Origin of the sequence: Cupriavidus sp. SW-Y-13 (genome assembly GCF_009793345.1) — a bacterium.
GTDB lineage: Bacteria > Pseudomonadota > Gammaproteobacteria > Burkholderiales > Burkholderiaceae > Cupriavidus.
Genome location: NZ_WHLX01000001.1, coordinates 1,683,008 through 1,695,394 on the forward strand (window position 1 = coordinate 1,683,008; position 12,387 = coordinate 1,695,394).

Annotated in this window: 12 protein-coding genes; 3 read left to right on the forward strand and 9 right to left on the reverse strand. The window is 64.0% G+C overall.

Annotated elements, in window-relative coordinates; genetic code table 11:
• Positions 1 to 75: 75 nt before the first annotated feature.
• Together GA566_RS07540 and GA566_RS07545 are read right to left on the reverse strand one after the other, a co-directional pair.
• Positions 76 to 393 (reverse strand): hypothetical protein, encoded by a 318-nt coding sequence (locus GA566_RS07540; protein WP_137924692.1) that lies wholly within the window; start codon positions 391 to 393, stop codon positions 76 to 78.
• A 133-nt stretch (positions 394 to 526) separates the two neighbouring features.
• Positions 527 to 2,419, reverse strand: a complete 1,893-nt coding sequence (locus GA566_RS07545; RefSeq protein WP_160472327.1) for an FUSC family protein — start codon at positions 2,417 to 2,419, stop codon at positions 527 to 529.
• A 126-nt stretch (positions 2,420 to 2,545) separates the two neighbouring features.
• On the opposite strand from GA566_RS07545, the gene GA566_RS07550 reads away from it, so the two are divergent.
• The gene (locus GA566_RS07550; protein ID WP_160472329.1) at positions 2,546 to 3,436 is read left to right on the forward strand and encodes a LysR family transcriptional regulator; all 891 of its coding nucleotides are present in this window, start codon (positions 2,546 to 2,548) and stop codon (positions 3,434 to 3,436) included.
• A gap of 172 nt (positions 3,437 to 3,608) precedes the next feature.
• Here GA566_RS07550 and GA566_RS07555 read toward each other — a convergent pair whose 3' ends face one another.
• The 6 genes from GA566_RS07555 to GA566_RS07580 form a co-directional block, all read right to left on the reverse strand.
• Positions 3,609 to 4,775 carry an ABC transporter permease gene (locus GA566_RS07555; protein ID WP_160472331.1) on the reverse strand — a complete coding sequence of 389 codons (1,167 nt, stop codon included), beginning with the start codon at positions 4,773 to 4,775 and terminating at the stop codon, positions 3,609 to 3,611.
• Positions 4,776 to 4,778: 3 nt separating this feature from the next.
• Positions 4,779 to 5,933: an ABC transporter permease gene (locus tag GA566_RS07560; RefSeq protein ID WP_160472333.1), complete on the reverse strand. Its 1,155-nt coding sequence runs from the start codon at positions 5,931 to 5,933 to the stop codon at positions 4,779 to 4,781.
• Between the two features lie 12 nt (positions 5,934 to 5,945).
• Positions 5,946 to 6,677 carry an ABC transporter ATP-binding protein gene (locus GA566_RS07565; RefSeq protein ID WP_137924697.1) on the reverse strand — a complete coding sequence of 244 codons (732 nt, stop codon included), beginning with the start codon at positions 6,675 to 6,677 and terminating at the stop codon, positions 5,946 to 5,948.
• A gap of 3 nt (positions 6,678 to 6,680) precedes the next feature.
• Entirely contained in the window at positions 6,681 to 7,889 is a 1,209-nt protein-coding gene (locus GA566_RS07570; RefSeq protein WP_160472335.1) for an efflux RND transporter periplasmic adaptor subunit, read from the reverse strand.
• 115 nt (positions 7,890 to 8,004) lie between these two features.
• Positions 8,005 to 9,417, reverse strand: coding sequence for an FAD-binding oxidoreductase (locus tag GA566_RS07575; protein WP_160472336.1), 1,413 nt, complete (start codon positions 9,415 to 9,417; stop codon positions 8,005 to 8,007).
• Between the two features lie 43 nt (positions 9,418 to 9,460).
• Complete coding sequence (locus tag GA566_RS07580; protein WP_160472338.1) at positions 9,461 to 10,156, reverse strand: FadR/GntR family transcriptional regulator; 696 nt, start codon at positions 10,154 to 10,156, stop codon at positions 9,461 to 9,463.
• A 306-nt stretch (positions 10,157 to 10,462) separates the two neighbouring features.
• Here GA566_RS07580 and GA566_RS07585 point away from each other — a divergent pair, with 306 nt between their 5' ends.
• Positions 10,463 to 10,657 carry a hypothetical protein gene (locus tag GA566_RS07585; RefSeq protein ID WP_137924701.1) on the forward strand — a complete coding sequence of 65 codons (195 nt, stop codon included), beginning with the start codon at positions 10,463 to 10,465 and terminating at the stop codon, positions 10,655 to 10,657.
• 29 nt (positions 10,658 to 10,686) lie between these two features.
• Here the strand turns inward: GA566_RS07585 and GA566_RS07590 are convergent, their stop codons facing one another.
• On the reverse strand, positions 10,687 to 11,850 hold the full coding sequence (locus GA566_RS07590; protein ID WP_137924702.1) for an AAA family ATPase: 1,164 nt from the start codon (positions 11,848 to 11,850) through the stop codon (positions 10,687 to 10,689).
• Positions 11,851 to 12,018: 168 nt separating this feature from the next.
• Between GA566_RS07590 and GA566_RS07595 the strand changes: the two genes are divergently transcribed.
• Positions 12,019 to 12,381, forward strand: a complete 363-nt coding sequence (locus GA566_RS07595; RefSeq protein ID WP_160472340.1) for a glyoxalase superfamily protein — start codon at positions 12,019 to 12,021, stop codon at positions 12,379 to 12,381.
• The last annotated feature ends 6 nt before the right edge of the window (positions 12,382 to 12,387 follow it).

Here is a 12,387-nt window from a genome sequence, read left to right on the forward strand (position 1 = left end):
GTCACCGGACGCGGCATCAAGTCTCAATGTCTCTGAAAAACGAAGCTGGGCTCTGTTGAGAACCCGGTATTACGGTCAGGCCGGTTGGGCTGACACACCCCGCAGGTCCATCCCGGCCAGGTCGGCCGGGCGGGCCAGGCGGGCGCCATCCGTGTACGGATCGGGTTTGCGGGTGCCGTAGGCGCCGTCGGTGTAGACATCGCGTTCGCGGATGCCGTGCGCGCCTTCGGTGTAGACGTCGCGCTGGCCGTTGTGCTGGGTGTGGTTGTAGCGGTCGCGCGGGATACCGTCTTGTTCAGGAGCGGCGCCGGTACTGGCGACGGCCACGGTGCAGACGCTCAGCAGCAGGGTGGCGAGCAGGGTCTTGGTCTTGTGTTGCATGGAAGTCTTCACGGTTTGGTTGGGCGGCGCATCGGCAGGGATGGGGGGGGATGCGCCGCCCAGGGAACGCCTTGTGGGCGATGCCGCATCGGAGTGGTACGGCACGGACTGCAGTGTAGTCACCCCAAATCATTCCCGTGATGATTTAAACGTCCTCCATCGAGTCGATTTTTTCATGTGCATGCATCGTGATGCCAAGCACCACGAGCGCGCTGTGAACGTCGGCGGCCAGGTGGCGATCGTGTACGTTCGCCAGCGCCGTCAGCGCGGTGTGAATCGACGCCTGCAGGTCAGGTGAGACCGGCACATCCTCACTGCTGCCCGCTTTCACGCGCGCCCGGAAATGCCTGGCGACGATGCTGAGCACGCGCCGCACGGGCTTACGTACGACGCCGGGCAGACCGGGCAGGGCACGTTGCAGCGCCAGCGTGCAATAGCCAATCTGCAACTCCGTGAAGCCATCCGAAGCGAGTTTGTCGCCACTGGCACCCAGGCGCGGCATCAGTTGCCCGAGCCGGTCCTGCATGCGTGCGCCTGCGCGGGTGTACTCGTCGGACACCCGCCATGTGGCGGCACGAGCCAGGTCTCGCCAGCTCGCGTGGATCAGCCGTCGCGCGGCCACATGGGCGCCGAAAGGCCGCACCAGCATCGCCCACATTGGCGCGAACAGCATGGCGGCGGCGTTTGCCAGGCTCGTGTTGAACAGCCCGACGAGATTGGCATCGTAGACGCTCTGCACGTTTGCGAATGAGGCGGTGTTGACCGACAGCAGCATCGCAATCAACTGGAACCCGGGCCGTGGAATCAGCATGCCGATGGCGAGGTACGGTGCGGCCAGCATGCCGGCCAGCATCTCGAAGCTCTGGGCGAGCGGCACCACCAGGAACAGGTAGAACGACGAGATCAGCAGACAGATCGCGCTCCATCGGATAAACGGCTTGACCATGGCGCGCGGCTCGTCAATCGAGGCGAAAAAACAGCAGGCGATGGCCGACACGGCCACAGGACCGCCGCCATCCTCCCACCCGGAAAAAATCCACAACAGCCCCGCGCAGAACACCGCGAGCCCCGCCGAGACCGATCCGAACAGAAGCATCGCGTGGTCGTGGTGGAGCGCGGTGGCGTCCTCGGGGGTATCCGTCCGGAGCGACGTGGGACGCGGCGCCGTCCGATCGCCAATAGCCGATTGCAGCGCGACGCAGCGTCGCATCAGCGTGTCATAGGTGGATTGCAGATGGCGTGCCGCTTCGGCCAGGACGGGCTGCGTATAGGCGTGGCGACCCTTGGCCCGCATCGCGTGCAGCACGCTTTCCAGTGCCGAGAGCACGGGCATCAGACCCGACATCCGCGCACGCAGTGCCCGCGCATGATCGTGGGTCTGGCGGCTCTCGGTATCGAACGATAGCTGCACGATCAACTGGTCTAGCGCCAGCATGTCCGCTGCCAGCCGGTGCCGACTTACGTCGGCATGCTGGTTGGCCAACGCGATATCGCTGGCCCACGCCGCTGCGTCGTCGAGCCAGAGCCGTGCGCGGGCACGCAGCGCGGGCGCCACCCGGGCCGGGAAGACGATGCCGTGGACGAGCGCGGCGCAGACGATGCCAATCACGATTTCCTCGATCCGCGACACGGCGATGTCGAAGATTTCGCCCGGATGCATCACGGCGGGTAGCGAAACGATCGGCAAGGTGTAGGCCGCCAACAGGAACACATAGCTGCGCGGCGAGCGCTGCAGCAGCGACAGGTAGACCAGCACCGCGATCCACAACCCAATGGCGGCGGTGAGGACGATCGGCATTCCGACGAGTCCGGGCACCGTCACCACGGCTGCCGTAGCACCCAGCATCGTGCCGGCCACGCGATAGGCGGCCTTGGAGCGTGTGGCGCCCGTGAGCGGATTCGAGACGAAATAGACGGTGGCCATGGCCCAGTACGGGCGGGGCAGGCCGAACCACAAGGCGATATAGAGTGCGAGCATCGCGGCCGCGAATGCCTTCAGCGAAAACAGCCACTGTTGGGCATGCGGCCTGCTAGCCATGTTGGTGTTCGCCGGCGTATCCGGCGATGGTGGGGGCGAGGGATCGCCAGTGTAATGGCCCAGCAAACATTCTCGTCATGATTTAAAATTCCACGCCTCAGTCGGAATTTTCATGGAGATTTTGCGATGCCGATCGACATCCGGGCTTTGCGCTACTTCGTCGAGACTGCGCGCCTCAAGAGCTTCACCCAGGCGGCATCGTCGCTCTATGTGACGCAATCGACCATCAGCAAGATGGTTCGCCAACTGGAGGATGAGGTTGGCCAGCCGTTGCTGATCCGCGAAGGCAAGTCGGTGCGGCTCACCGATGTGGGCAAGGTGGTCTACGACCGGGGTCAGGAGGCGCTGGGCGTTGTGCACCGGCTGACGCTGGAAGTGGCCGATCTGTCATCGCTCGGACGGGGGCAACTGACGGTTGGCATTCCACCGATGGTCAACCTGTTCTTCTCGCCAGCGGTCAGCGCTTTCCGAAAGCGGTATCCCAATCTGCAACTGACGCTATCCGAGCACGGCGGTCAGGTGGTGGAGCAGCAGGTGGCCAGCGGCGAACTGGAGGTGGGCGCAACAGTGCTGCCCGGCGATACGGGGCTGGCGCTGGAGACGCGCCAATTCGCCAAGTATCCGATCTGGGTTGTCGGTCCGCCCCGCGCGGGATGGGCCAGCGGCCGTACGGTCACGCTGGAGGCATTGCGCGACGAGCCTCTCGTGATGCTGACCGACGAGTTCTCGCTGACGCGCAAGCTGCGGCAGGCGTTTCTGGAGGCGCGCATCGAGCCACAAGTGGTGGCGCAAAGCGGCCATTGGGATTTTCTGGCGTCGATGGCAGCGGCGGGGCTGGGGACGACGTTTCTGCCGGAGCCGTTGTTGTCCAGGCTGGAGACGCGCGACAAGCTGTCAGTGGCGCGGCTCGCCGAGCCGACGATGGACTGGGCGCTGGCTCATATCTGGTCGCCGGGCAGGTATTTGTCGCACGCGGCCAGGGCTTGGCTGGAGGTATGCGAGGAGGTGATGGGGTAGGCAATACCGCATTGTTTTTTCTCCCCTCTCCCATGAAATGGGAGAGGGGTTGGGGGAGAGGGCGCGAGGTTCTGCTTGCCGACCATTGGCAATTTGCACCGCTGGCCCTCTCCCCCGGCCCCTCTCCCGCCTTGCGGGAGAGGGGAGCAACACCAGGCGAGAGACACGCAGGCTACCGCGCCCGCAACGCGTCCACAATATTCAGCCTCGATGCCCTGAGCGCAGGCAAGAACCCGCCAATCAGTCCCATCGCCATCGAAAACAGCAGGGTTTTCAGAATAATCCCCGGCGTCAGCAGAAAGCGGAACGACAGATCCGCGAACGTCTGGAAGTTCGTCGTGGAGAAAGACGCAAACTGCATCAGCGCGGCGCACAGCAAACCGGCGATACCACCCACCAGCCCCAGCAGCACCGCTTCGATCAGGAAGGCCATCAGCACGTTGTTGCGCTGGAAGCCCAGCGCGCGCAGCGTGCCGATCTCGCCAACGCGGTTGGCGACCGATGCATACATCGTGATCATCGCGCCGATCATTGCGGCCACAGAGAAGATCGTGGTCAGTGTCAGGCCCAGGATGTTGATGAATGCAGACAGCGCTTTCGACTGGTCGCTGTAGAACTGCTGCTCGCGCTTGGCCTCGTTCGCCAGGCGGGGGTCCACGTCGATATCGGCGCGGAACTTGTCGAAACCGTCTGCGTTCGACAGCCGCATCACCATCGACGAATAACTCGTGCGACGGAACGACTGCATCAACTGGTCGATGTCGCCCCAGATCTCGGAATCGAAGCCGCTGCCGCCTGCATCGAAGTGGCCCACCACGGTCCAGTCGCGCTGCGCGAAACGTATGTGGTCGCCAATCCGCACGTTGCCGTAGCCCTTGGCGATGCTGCTGCCGACGATGATTTCCGCCGAGCCGGGCTTGAACACGCGCCCCTCGGTCAGCCGGATCTGCGGCCGCATCGTTACACCGAGCGGCGACACGCCCCGGATGATCACGTTCGACGGGGTCGTAAAGCCGGTCTTGGTCAGCGAGATCAGCACCACGGCTTCACGCGAAGCCATCGGGCGGCCTTCCGTGGTCAACGCTACGGCGGGATGCATTTCCAGCGCCGCCGCCTGATCGCGGGAAATCGCGCTCTGGATCTCGGTCTCGGCGCCCTTGCGGATGACCACCACGTTATCGCGCTCGCCCGTGGTCACCAGCGTCTGCTTGAGTCCGGCGTCGAGCATCAGCATCGTGGCGAACACAAAGACCACCAGCGCGAGTCCGCCGGCGGTGAGCGCCGTGGTCAGGCGCCGGGCCCAGACATTGCGGGCGATGTAGTGAAGCGGAATCGCCATAAATTACCCGATGGCCCGCAGGCCCTCGACGATGCGCACGCGCGCGGCCTGCACGGCGGGTACGATGGCAGCCGCCAATCCGACCACCACGGCGCACGCGGCCTGCATCGCCATGGTGTCGTGCGAGACCGTGAACACCGGGAACACGCCGCCCACGGCCTGCTTGAAGAAGCTCGCGGCGGGTGGCGTCAGTAACATCCCAATCGCGCCGCCCACCATGCTGATGATCATCGACTCGCCAAACACCAGCAACGACAGGAAACCCGAGCCAAAGCCCAGTGCCTTGAGCGTGGCGTACTCGGTGATGCGCTCGCGGGCGCTCATTGCCATCGCGTTGGCCATCACGGCCATGACGATCACGATCACCACATAGGACACCACGCGAATCGCCGCGATGATCTGGTTGGACATCGCCACGAAACCGAGCTGGAACGCCTGCTCGGTCTCGGTCAGCGTCTCGGCCAGCGAGTTCTTGAAGACGTTGTCCACGGCGCGCGAGATGGCGGCGCCGTTGTCCGGATTGTCGATGCCGACCACGAATACGCCCACCTGATCCGCCTGCCGCGCGGTCTTCTTGCGCACGGTCTCGTTGAGGTAGTCCCAGTGGAAGATCATCTGGCGCGTGATGGTGGACTCATCCCGCCCCTCCATGATCCCGCGCACGACGAAATCCCAGGTGCCGGGATATATCGTGCCCTTGATCGGGATGACGTCGCCCACCTTGAAGCCATACGAATCGGCCAATTGGCGACCGATCAGCGCACCGCGCCGGTCGCGCTGGTAGTCCGCGCGTTCCTCTGGCTTGACGATGAATTCGGGATAAAGATCGAGATAGTTGTCGGAGACGGCGAACTGCGCGAAGAAGTTCTTGGGATCGCGATAGACGCCCCCGAACCAGTTGGAGCGCGCCACCTGCGTCACACCATCCACGCCCTTGATGCGGTATTCGTAATGCAGCGGCAGCGCAAACGTCAGAGAAATCGCGTTGCGCGTCACGAGCCGCGCATTCGACGCTGCCGAAGCCCCCGCGTACCAGGCATCCACCACCGTCTGCAGCAGCCCATAGGCCAGCACCGCAATCACGAGGCCGAGCACAGTCAGCGTCGTGCGCAGCTTGTGGCGCATGGCGTTGCGGGCGATCAGCTTGGGCAGGTACATGGTTTGCGATGCTCAGGCACGTGGCCCGGGTTGGCGGCGTTCGGTCTGTAGCAACTCGCCTTTTTCCAGATGGACCAGCGACTTGGCGGCTTCGGCGGCGTGGGCGTCGTGCGTGACCATGATGATGGTCTTGCCGACATCCGCATTCAGCCGCTGCAGCATCGTCAGGATCTCGGTGGCGGAGGTGCGGTCCAGGTCGCCGGTTGGCTCGTCGGCCACGATCAGCGTGGGGTCGGTAATCAGCGCGCGGGCAATGGCTACGCGCTGCTGCTGGCCGCCTGACAGTTCCGACGGATAGTGATCCATGCGATCGCCCAAGTTGACCATCCGCAGCACCATTTCCACACGCTCGCGCCGCTCCGCGCGGCCCAGCCGCGTCAGCATCAGCGGCAGTTCCACGTTTTCATAAGCGGTCAGCACCGGCATCAGGTTGTAGAACTGGAAGATGAAGCCGACGTGCGCGGCACGCCAGTCCGCCAACGATGCCTCGGGCAGTTCCGAGATATCGACGCCGCCCACCAGCAACTCGCCACTGTCAGGACGATCGATGCCGGCGATCAGGTTCAGCAGCGTGCTCTTGCCCGAACCGGACGGCCCCATGAGCGCGATGAAATCTCCCTCGGCGATATCGAGCGAGATATCGGACAGCACCGGCACAGTCTGCGCGCCGCGCTGGTACGACTTGGCGAGGTGGCGGATCGAGACGAGCGGGGCGGGGTGGGTCACAGCGGAGGCTTCGGCCATGGCTTACTTCTTGGTCACGGTGACCTTGGCGCCATCGGCCAGCTTGTCGCCGGGCGCCAGTACCACGATGTCGCCAGCCTTCACACCCTGCACGGCCACCAGTTCGCCGATCTTCGCGCCGCGTGTCACCGGCACCTGCCTGGCCTTGCCGTCGGCGATCAGGAACACCACGGGCTTGCCATCGCGCTCGACCACGGCCGAAGGTTGCACGGCGGTCTGCGGCTTGTTGTCCTCGGGTGGCACCGGCTTCGACAGGAAGGCGATCTTCGAGCTCATGTCGGGCAGCACGCGTGGATCGCGATCGACAAAACGCACCTTGACGAGCACGGTGGCCTTGGACCGATCTACGGTGGGCACGATGCGTGAGACCTTGCCAGCCATGCGCAGGTTCGGCAGCGCATCGAGCAGGATCTCGCACGGCTGGTCGACAGTGATTTTGGCGATATTCGATTCGGAGACATCCGCTTCCACTTCCAGCGTATCCATGTCCGCAATCGTGACGATGGCGCCCTTGGTGTCGGCGGCGGCGGAGAACGGCGTGATGTTGTCGCCTACGTTGGCATGGCGGATCAGCACCACGCCGTCGAACGGGGCGCGGATCACAGTCTGCTCCACGGACACCTCTGCCGCGCGGGCATTGGCCTTGGCCGAGGTGATCGACGCCTGCGCGTTGCCGATGGATGCCCGCGCCTTGTTGAAGCGCGCCAGATCCGCATCGTATTGCTGCTTCGAGATGGCCTTCGGTTCCAGCAGCATTTCCGAGCGCTTCAGATTGACCTCGGCATCGCGCAGCTCGGCCTGCTGCAACTGGAGATTGGCCTCGGCCACCTGCACCTGGGCGCGGGCCTGCGCGGCGGACGCTTCCACGTCGCGGCTTTCCACGCGGGCGATGATCTCGTCTTTCTTCACGCGCGAGCCTTCCAGCACGCCCAGCCATTCCAGGCGGCCCTGTGCCTTCGACGCGACGGCGGCCTTGCGCTGCGGCACCACGTAGCCCGTGGCGTTCAGCATCGTGTAATTCTGGGAGGGGTAGGCGGCGGTGATCGTGGTGCTTTCCACGGCCTGCGGGCCGGTAAGCTTGAGGCCGACGCCAACCACGGCCAACAGGATCACTGCGATGACCGCATAGCGCACCCAGCGGCGACGCCTGCGAGGCGCGGGCGCCATGGCGCTGCGGTCGATTTTCAGCTTGCTCAGGTCTTGGTCAGCCAATTTGGAAACCCTGGGAACCGTGGGGGAGCGGCATGCGATGGGTGGATATCCCCCGCATGCCGGAAAAGGCTCCCAGTATAGCGGCGTGGCCCGCCTGAAACGCAGGAAAGCGGCGTTACAGCAGCTTGCCCGGATTCATGATGCCGCTGGGGTCGAACACTTGCTTGATGGCACGCATCAGGCGCAGTTCGAGCGGGTCCTTGAGCGTCAGGAAGGCGTCGCGCTTGAGTTGGCCGATTCCGTGTTCGGCACTGATGCTGCCGTTGTAGCGCGCCACTTCCTCCATGACTTCGTCGCTGACGGGCTTGCCTTCGCCCAGCGCCCATTTGGGATCGGCACCGAGCGGGCGCGACAGGTTGTAGTGGAGGTTGCCATCCCCGAAGTGCCCGAAGATGAACGGGCGGATGCCGGGGTGGCGCGCCTTGAGCCGCGCTTCCATCGATTCCATGAACGCCGGGATACTCTCGATGGGCAGCGACACGTCGTGCTTCAGATGCAGGCCATCCATGCGCTGCGCTTCCGAGATTTCCTCGCGCAGCTTCCACAGGCCCTGCAACTGGGCGAGCGAAGCGGAGACGGCGGCGTCGAGGCACAGCCCTTGTTCCAGCGCCTCGCCAATCACCGATTCCAGCAGCGTGTTGAGCACGTCCTCCGACGCGGTATCGGCGATCTCCAGCAGCACATAGGCCGGATGGCGATCGGGGAAGGGCGCCTGGACGTTTTCGGCATGTTTGAGCACGAGTTCCAGGCACTCGCCGGTAAAGAACTCGTACGCCTGCAAGCGTGCGCCGCAACGGGCGAACAGCAGCGAATACAGTTGCAGCGCCTGCTGCGAGGATTCCACGGCGGCAAGCACCACGGCGCGCGAATCGGCGCGTGGCGAGAGGCGCAGCGCGGCAGCGGTGATGATGCCGAGCGTGCCCTCGGAGCCGATCAGCAACTGCTTGAGGTCGTAGCCGGTGTTGTCCTTGCGCAGCGTGCGCAGCCCATGAAAGATCTCGCCGTTCGGCAGCACCGCTTCCACGCCGAGCACCAGTTCGCGCGTCATGCCGTAGCGCACTACGTTCACACCGCCCGCGTTGGTGGCGAGATTGCCGCCGATCTGGCACGAATCCTCGGCTGCCAGCGAGAGCGGGAACAGCCGGTCGTTCTCCTCGGCGGCACGGCGCAGGTTGCCCAGGATGCAGCCAGCCTCGGCCACCATCGTATTGGCGATGGTGTCGATCGAACGGATCTTGTCCATGCGGTCGAGGCTCAGGACCACGTTGGTTTGGCTGCCATCGGGCGCCGCGCCGCCACACAGGCCGGTATTGCCGCCACGCGGCACCACGGGCACGCCGGCCTGCTGGCACATCGCCAGTGCCTGCGCCACCTGTTCAGTCGAGCGCGGGCGCACCACGGCCTGGGCCTGGCCCTTGTAGAGGCCGCGCCAGTCGGACAACCACGGCGCCACGGCATCGGCGGCGGTAGACACCACGTCGGGTCCAAGGGCTTCGGTCAGGCGCTGGGCGAAATTCGTATCGGACATGATCGGCAAGGGAAAAGAAGGAAAACGGGAAAGTCGGCGGAAATCAGGCGTCGCGCATGTTCAGGCCCAGGCGAAGGGCGGCGTTGCGCAGGTGCTGCGTGGTGTGCTGGCGTGCCAGATCGACGTCGCGGTCGCGAATCGCCTGGAAGATCGACAGGTGCTCTGCGTGCACTTGGCGCGGCAGCCCCGGCTGCTTGCTGGAATTGGTGCGCGCGGTCTGCACGGCGTGATGCAGTTGCAGGTTCATGTATTGGAGCAACTGCAGGTAATAGGGGTTGTGCGTGGCGGTGGCGACGGCGATATGGAACTGGATATCGGACTCCACGCCCTGCTCGGGATCGTTCAGATGCGTTCCCAGTTCGGCCAGCAACGCGGCCATGCGGGTGACGTCCTGCTCGGTACGATGCCGCGCCGCCATGGCCGCCGCCGATCCCTCCAGATCGATTCGTAGTTCGAAAATTGCGGCAAGGTCGGTGGTATCGGTGCCACCCGCCAGCCGAAACCCGCTGTCGCTGACCCGCGACCGCACGGTGCTTCCCAGCCCCTGCCGGCTCTCGATCATGCCCTGCGAACGCAAATGCTCCGTCACTTCCCGGATCACCGCAGCACTGACGCCAAAGCGCTCGCAAAGCTGCTTGCCCGTAGGCAGCCGCTCGCCCACGGGAAACGTCCCATCGGCTATTTCGGCGCGCAACTGCTGGATGACGCGCTCGGTAAGGGTGATCGGCCTGGTTTGCATGGGGAGGGAGTTTAGGCTTTTCTGGTTATATGAAAACCTGATGTAAACCCGTAGTTATTCTGTTTCCTTTCCCTCGGTTTGCTCCCCTCTCCCGCGAAGTGGGAGAGGGGTGGGGGAGAGGGCTGGAAGTTCTGCTTGCCGGCCACATCGCAATTTTCACGGCTGGCCCTCTCCCCCAGCCCCTCTCCCGCCTTGCGGGAGAGGGGAGCAAACCACATCAAACGCCCGCACCTTTCACTTCGTTACAGCCCCAACCTTCACCAGACGCTATCCTCGCCGCGTCCTCACACAACAAAGAGAAACACAATGAAAAAACTAACGTTGCTGATGGCAGCATGCGCGGTGCTGCTTGGCGGGTGCGTGGTAGCGCCTTACGATCAACCGGGCGGCGGTGGTCCCGGCTGTCCGCCGGGGCAGGCCAAGAAGGGCAACTGCCGCGTGGACGGATACGGAAACGAATCGTTCTGCCCGCCCGGCAAGGCGAAAAAGGGCGAGTGCTGATGCGGGCGTAAATGCTGGAAGGCAGGCGGTCAGAGCTTGCCTTCCAACGCCTTTCGTTCCTTCCACATCTCCTGCACAAACGGATCTGTCACCCCATACAGCCCGTGCCCCTTGCGCATGATGAGGTTGCCGGCCATCAGTTCATTGACCAGCGGCTGGGCTTCTTCGACCTTGACCTCCCGGCCGATGGCCTTCGAATACGCCACCGCCGCTTCGGCGGAGAACAGTCCGCGCGCATCGCCTTCCGCTGAGGCAATCCGGTCAAAGATTGCGGTGGCCAGCCCGCCCAGTTGCTCCAGCTTGACGAGTTCCAGATCGGCCGCCGCAGAACGCAATGTGTTCGCGATGACCGGCAGGTATTCGTCGGGGTTGCTGCCTTCCGGCAGGTGGAAGTGCAACTGCCGCAACGCCCGGATCATTTCCTCGGGTCGGTGCCCCAGCGTCTGGAACGCTTTCATCGCCACGTCGGGCGAGGGCAGGGCGGTGGCGCCTTCGGCGGCTAGCCGCTCCAGCAGGTGATCGACATAGCGTTTGTCGAGGACGGGATAGGCCACCGACGTGGCCCCGCTGAACGCCTGGTTGCGCCGCGCAGTGAGTTCGCCGACGAGTGCCCGGTGCGAGCCGGTGCCGACGAACAGGAAATGTCCTGGCGTATCGGGCCGGGGATTGATCGCATCGCGCGCCGCCTTCAGGGCCAGCAGCATCTGGTTGCCTTCGTCCGAGGTGATGGCGTGCTGCACCTCGTCGACGATCAGGACCACATCCGTGCGCGCCTGATCCACCACCTCGGTCAGTGCTTGCGCCAGCGTGGCGCCGCCCGGATCGCCCAGGCTATCGAGCTTGAAACCGAACTTGAATCCCAGCGCGCCCACATCCGCACCGGTCAGTCGCCTGAGCCGGCGCGTGATGGCGCTGGTCGGCGACTCCAGCTCGCCGAGCGCCTTCTTTACCGCGGCAAGGATCAGGGCGGCAGGGCTGCGTTGGGTATCGCTCCAGAGATCGACGTAGATGACCAGCGCGCCCATTTCCTCCAGCGCCGGGATCAGGTCGTTCATCACGAACGTGGTCTTGCCGATGCGGCGCAGGCCGGAGAGGAACAGCCCCGAACGCAGGCCCTCGTCAAGCACGCCCGGAAACAGCAACTGTTTTGCCATTTGCCGCGCCAGTTCAGGGCGGCGGTAGATGTCGCTCATCGTCCGGTTTATCGTGAATTATTGAATTCCAATAATTATAGGGATTTCATAAAGCGAAGTAAAAGCCGATTTTAGTGCGTCATCAATAACTTTTTGGCGGGGTTATCGGCGAAAGCATGGAGTGCAGGCACAATACGACGCACTTTCCTTGAATTTGTCGCCCTCGCCATGAACCTGTCTCCAGCCATTCCCATCCTGCGGATCTTCTCTGTCGAGAAGGCGCGCGAGTTCTACATCGATTTCCTGGGTTTCAAGGTGGATTGGGAGCACACCTTCGGCGAGAACTTCCCGCTGTACATGCAGGTGTCGCGCTCCGGTCTGACGTTGCATCTGAGCGAGCACTACGGCGACGCCACCCCCGGCTCGGCCGCCTATATCCCTATCGACGATGCCGACGCGCTGCAGCGCGAACTGATCGCCAAGGATTACCGCCATGCCAAGCCCGGCGTGGAGGATGTGGAATGGGCGCGGCAGGTGCGGCTGACCGATCCGTTCGGCAACCGGCTCTGCTTCTCGCAGCCGAAGGAATAAGCGCGG

Bases quoted from the DNA above. Each gene is read 5' to 3' on its own strand.
- GA566_RS07560 (WP_160472333.1), bottom strand. From the start codon at position 5,933: ATGTACCTGCCCAAGCTGATCGCCCGCAACGCCATGCGCCACAAGCTG.
- GA566_RS07590 (WP_137924702.1), bottom strand. From the start codon at position 11,850: ATGAGCGACATCTACCGCCGCCCTGAACTGGCGCGGCAAATGGCAAAA.
- GA566_RS07550 (WP_160472329.1), top strand. From the start codon at position 2,546: ATGCCGATCGACATCCGGGCTTTGCGCTACTTCGTCGAGACTGCGCGC.
- GA566_RS07555 (WP_160472331.1), bottom strand. From the start codon at position 4,775: ATGGCGATTCCGCTTCACTACATCGCCCGCAATGTCTGGGCCCGGCGC.
- GA566_RS07565 (WP_137924697.1), bottom strand. From the start codon at position 6,677: ATGGCCGAAGCCTCCGCTGTGACCCACCCCGCCCCGCTCGTCTCGATC.
- GA566_RS07545 (WP_160472327.1), bottom strand. From the start codon at position 2,419: ATGGCTAGCAGGCCGCATGCCCAACAGTGGCTGTTTTCGCTGAAGGCA.
- GA566_RS07595 (WP_160472340.1), top strand. From the start codon at position 12,019: ATGAACCTGTCTCCAGCCATTCCCATCCTGCGGATCTTCTCTGTCGAG.
- GA566_RS07580 (WP_160472338.1), bottom strand. From the start codon at position 10,156: ATGCAAACCAGGCCGATCACCCTTACCGAGCGCGTCATCCAGCAGTTG.
- GA566_RS07575 (WP_160472336.1), bottom strand. From the start codon at position 9,417: ATGTCCGATACGAATTTCGCCCAGCGCCTGACCGAAGCCCTTGGACCC.
- GA566_RS07585 (WP_137924701.1), top strand. From the start codon at position 10,463: ATGAAAAAACTAACGTTGCTGATGGCAGCATGCGCGGTGCTGCTTGGC.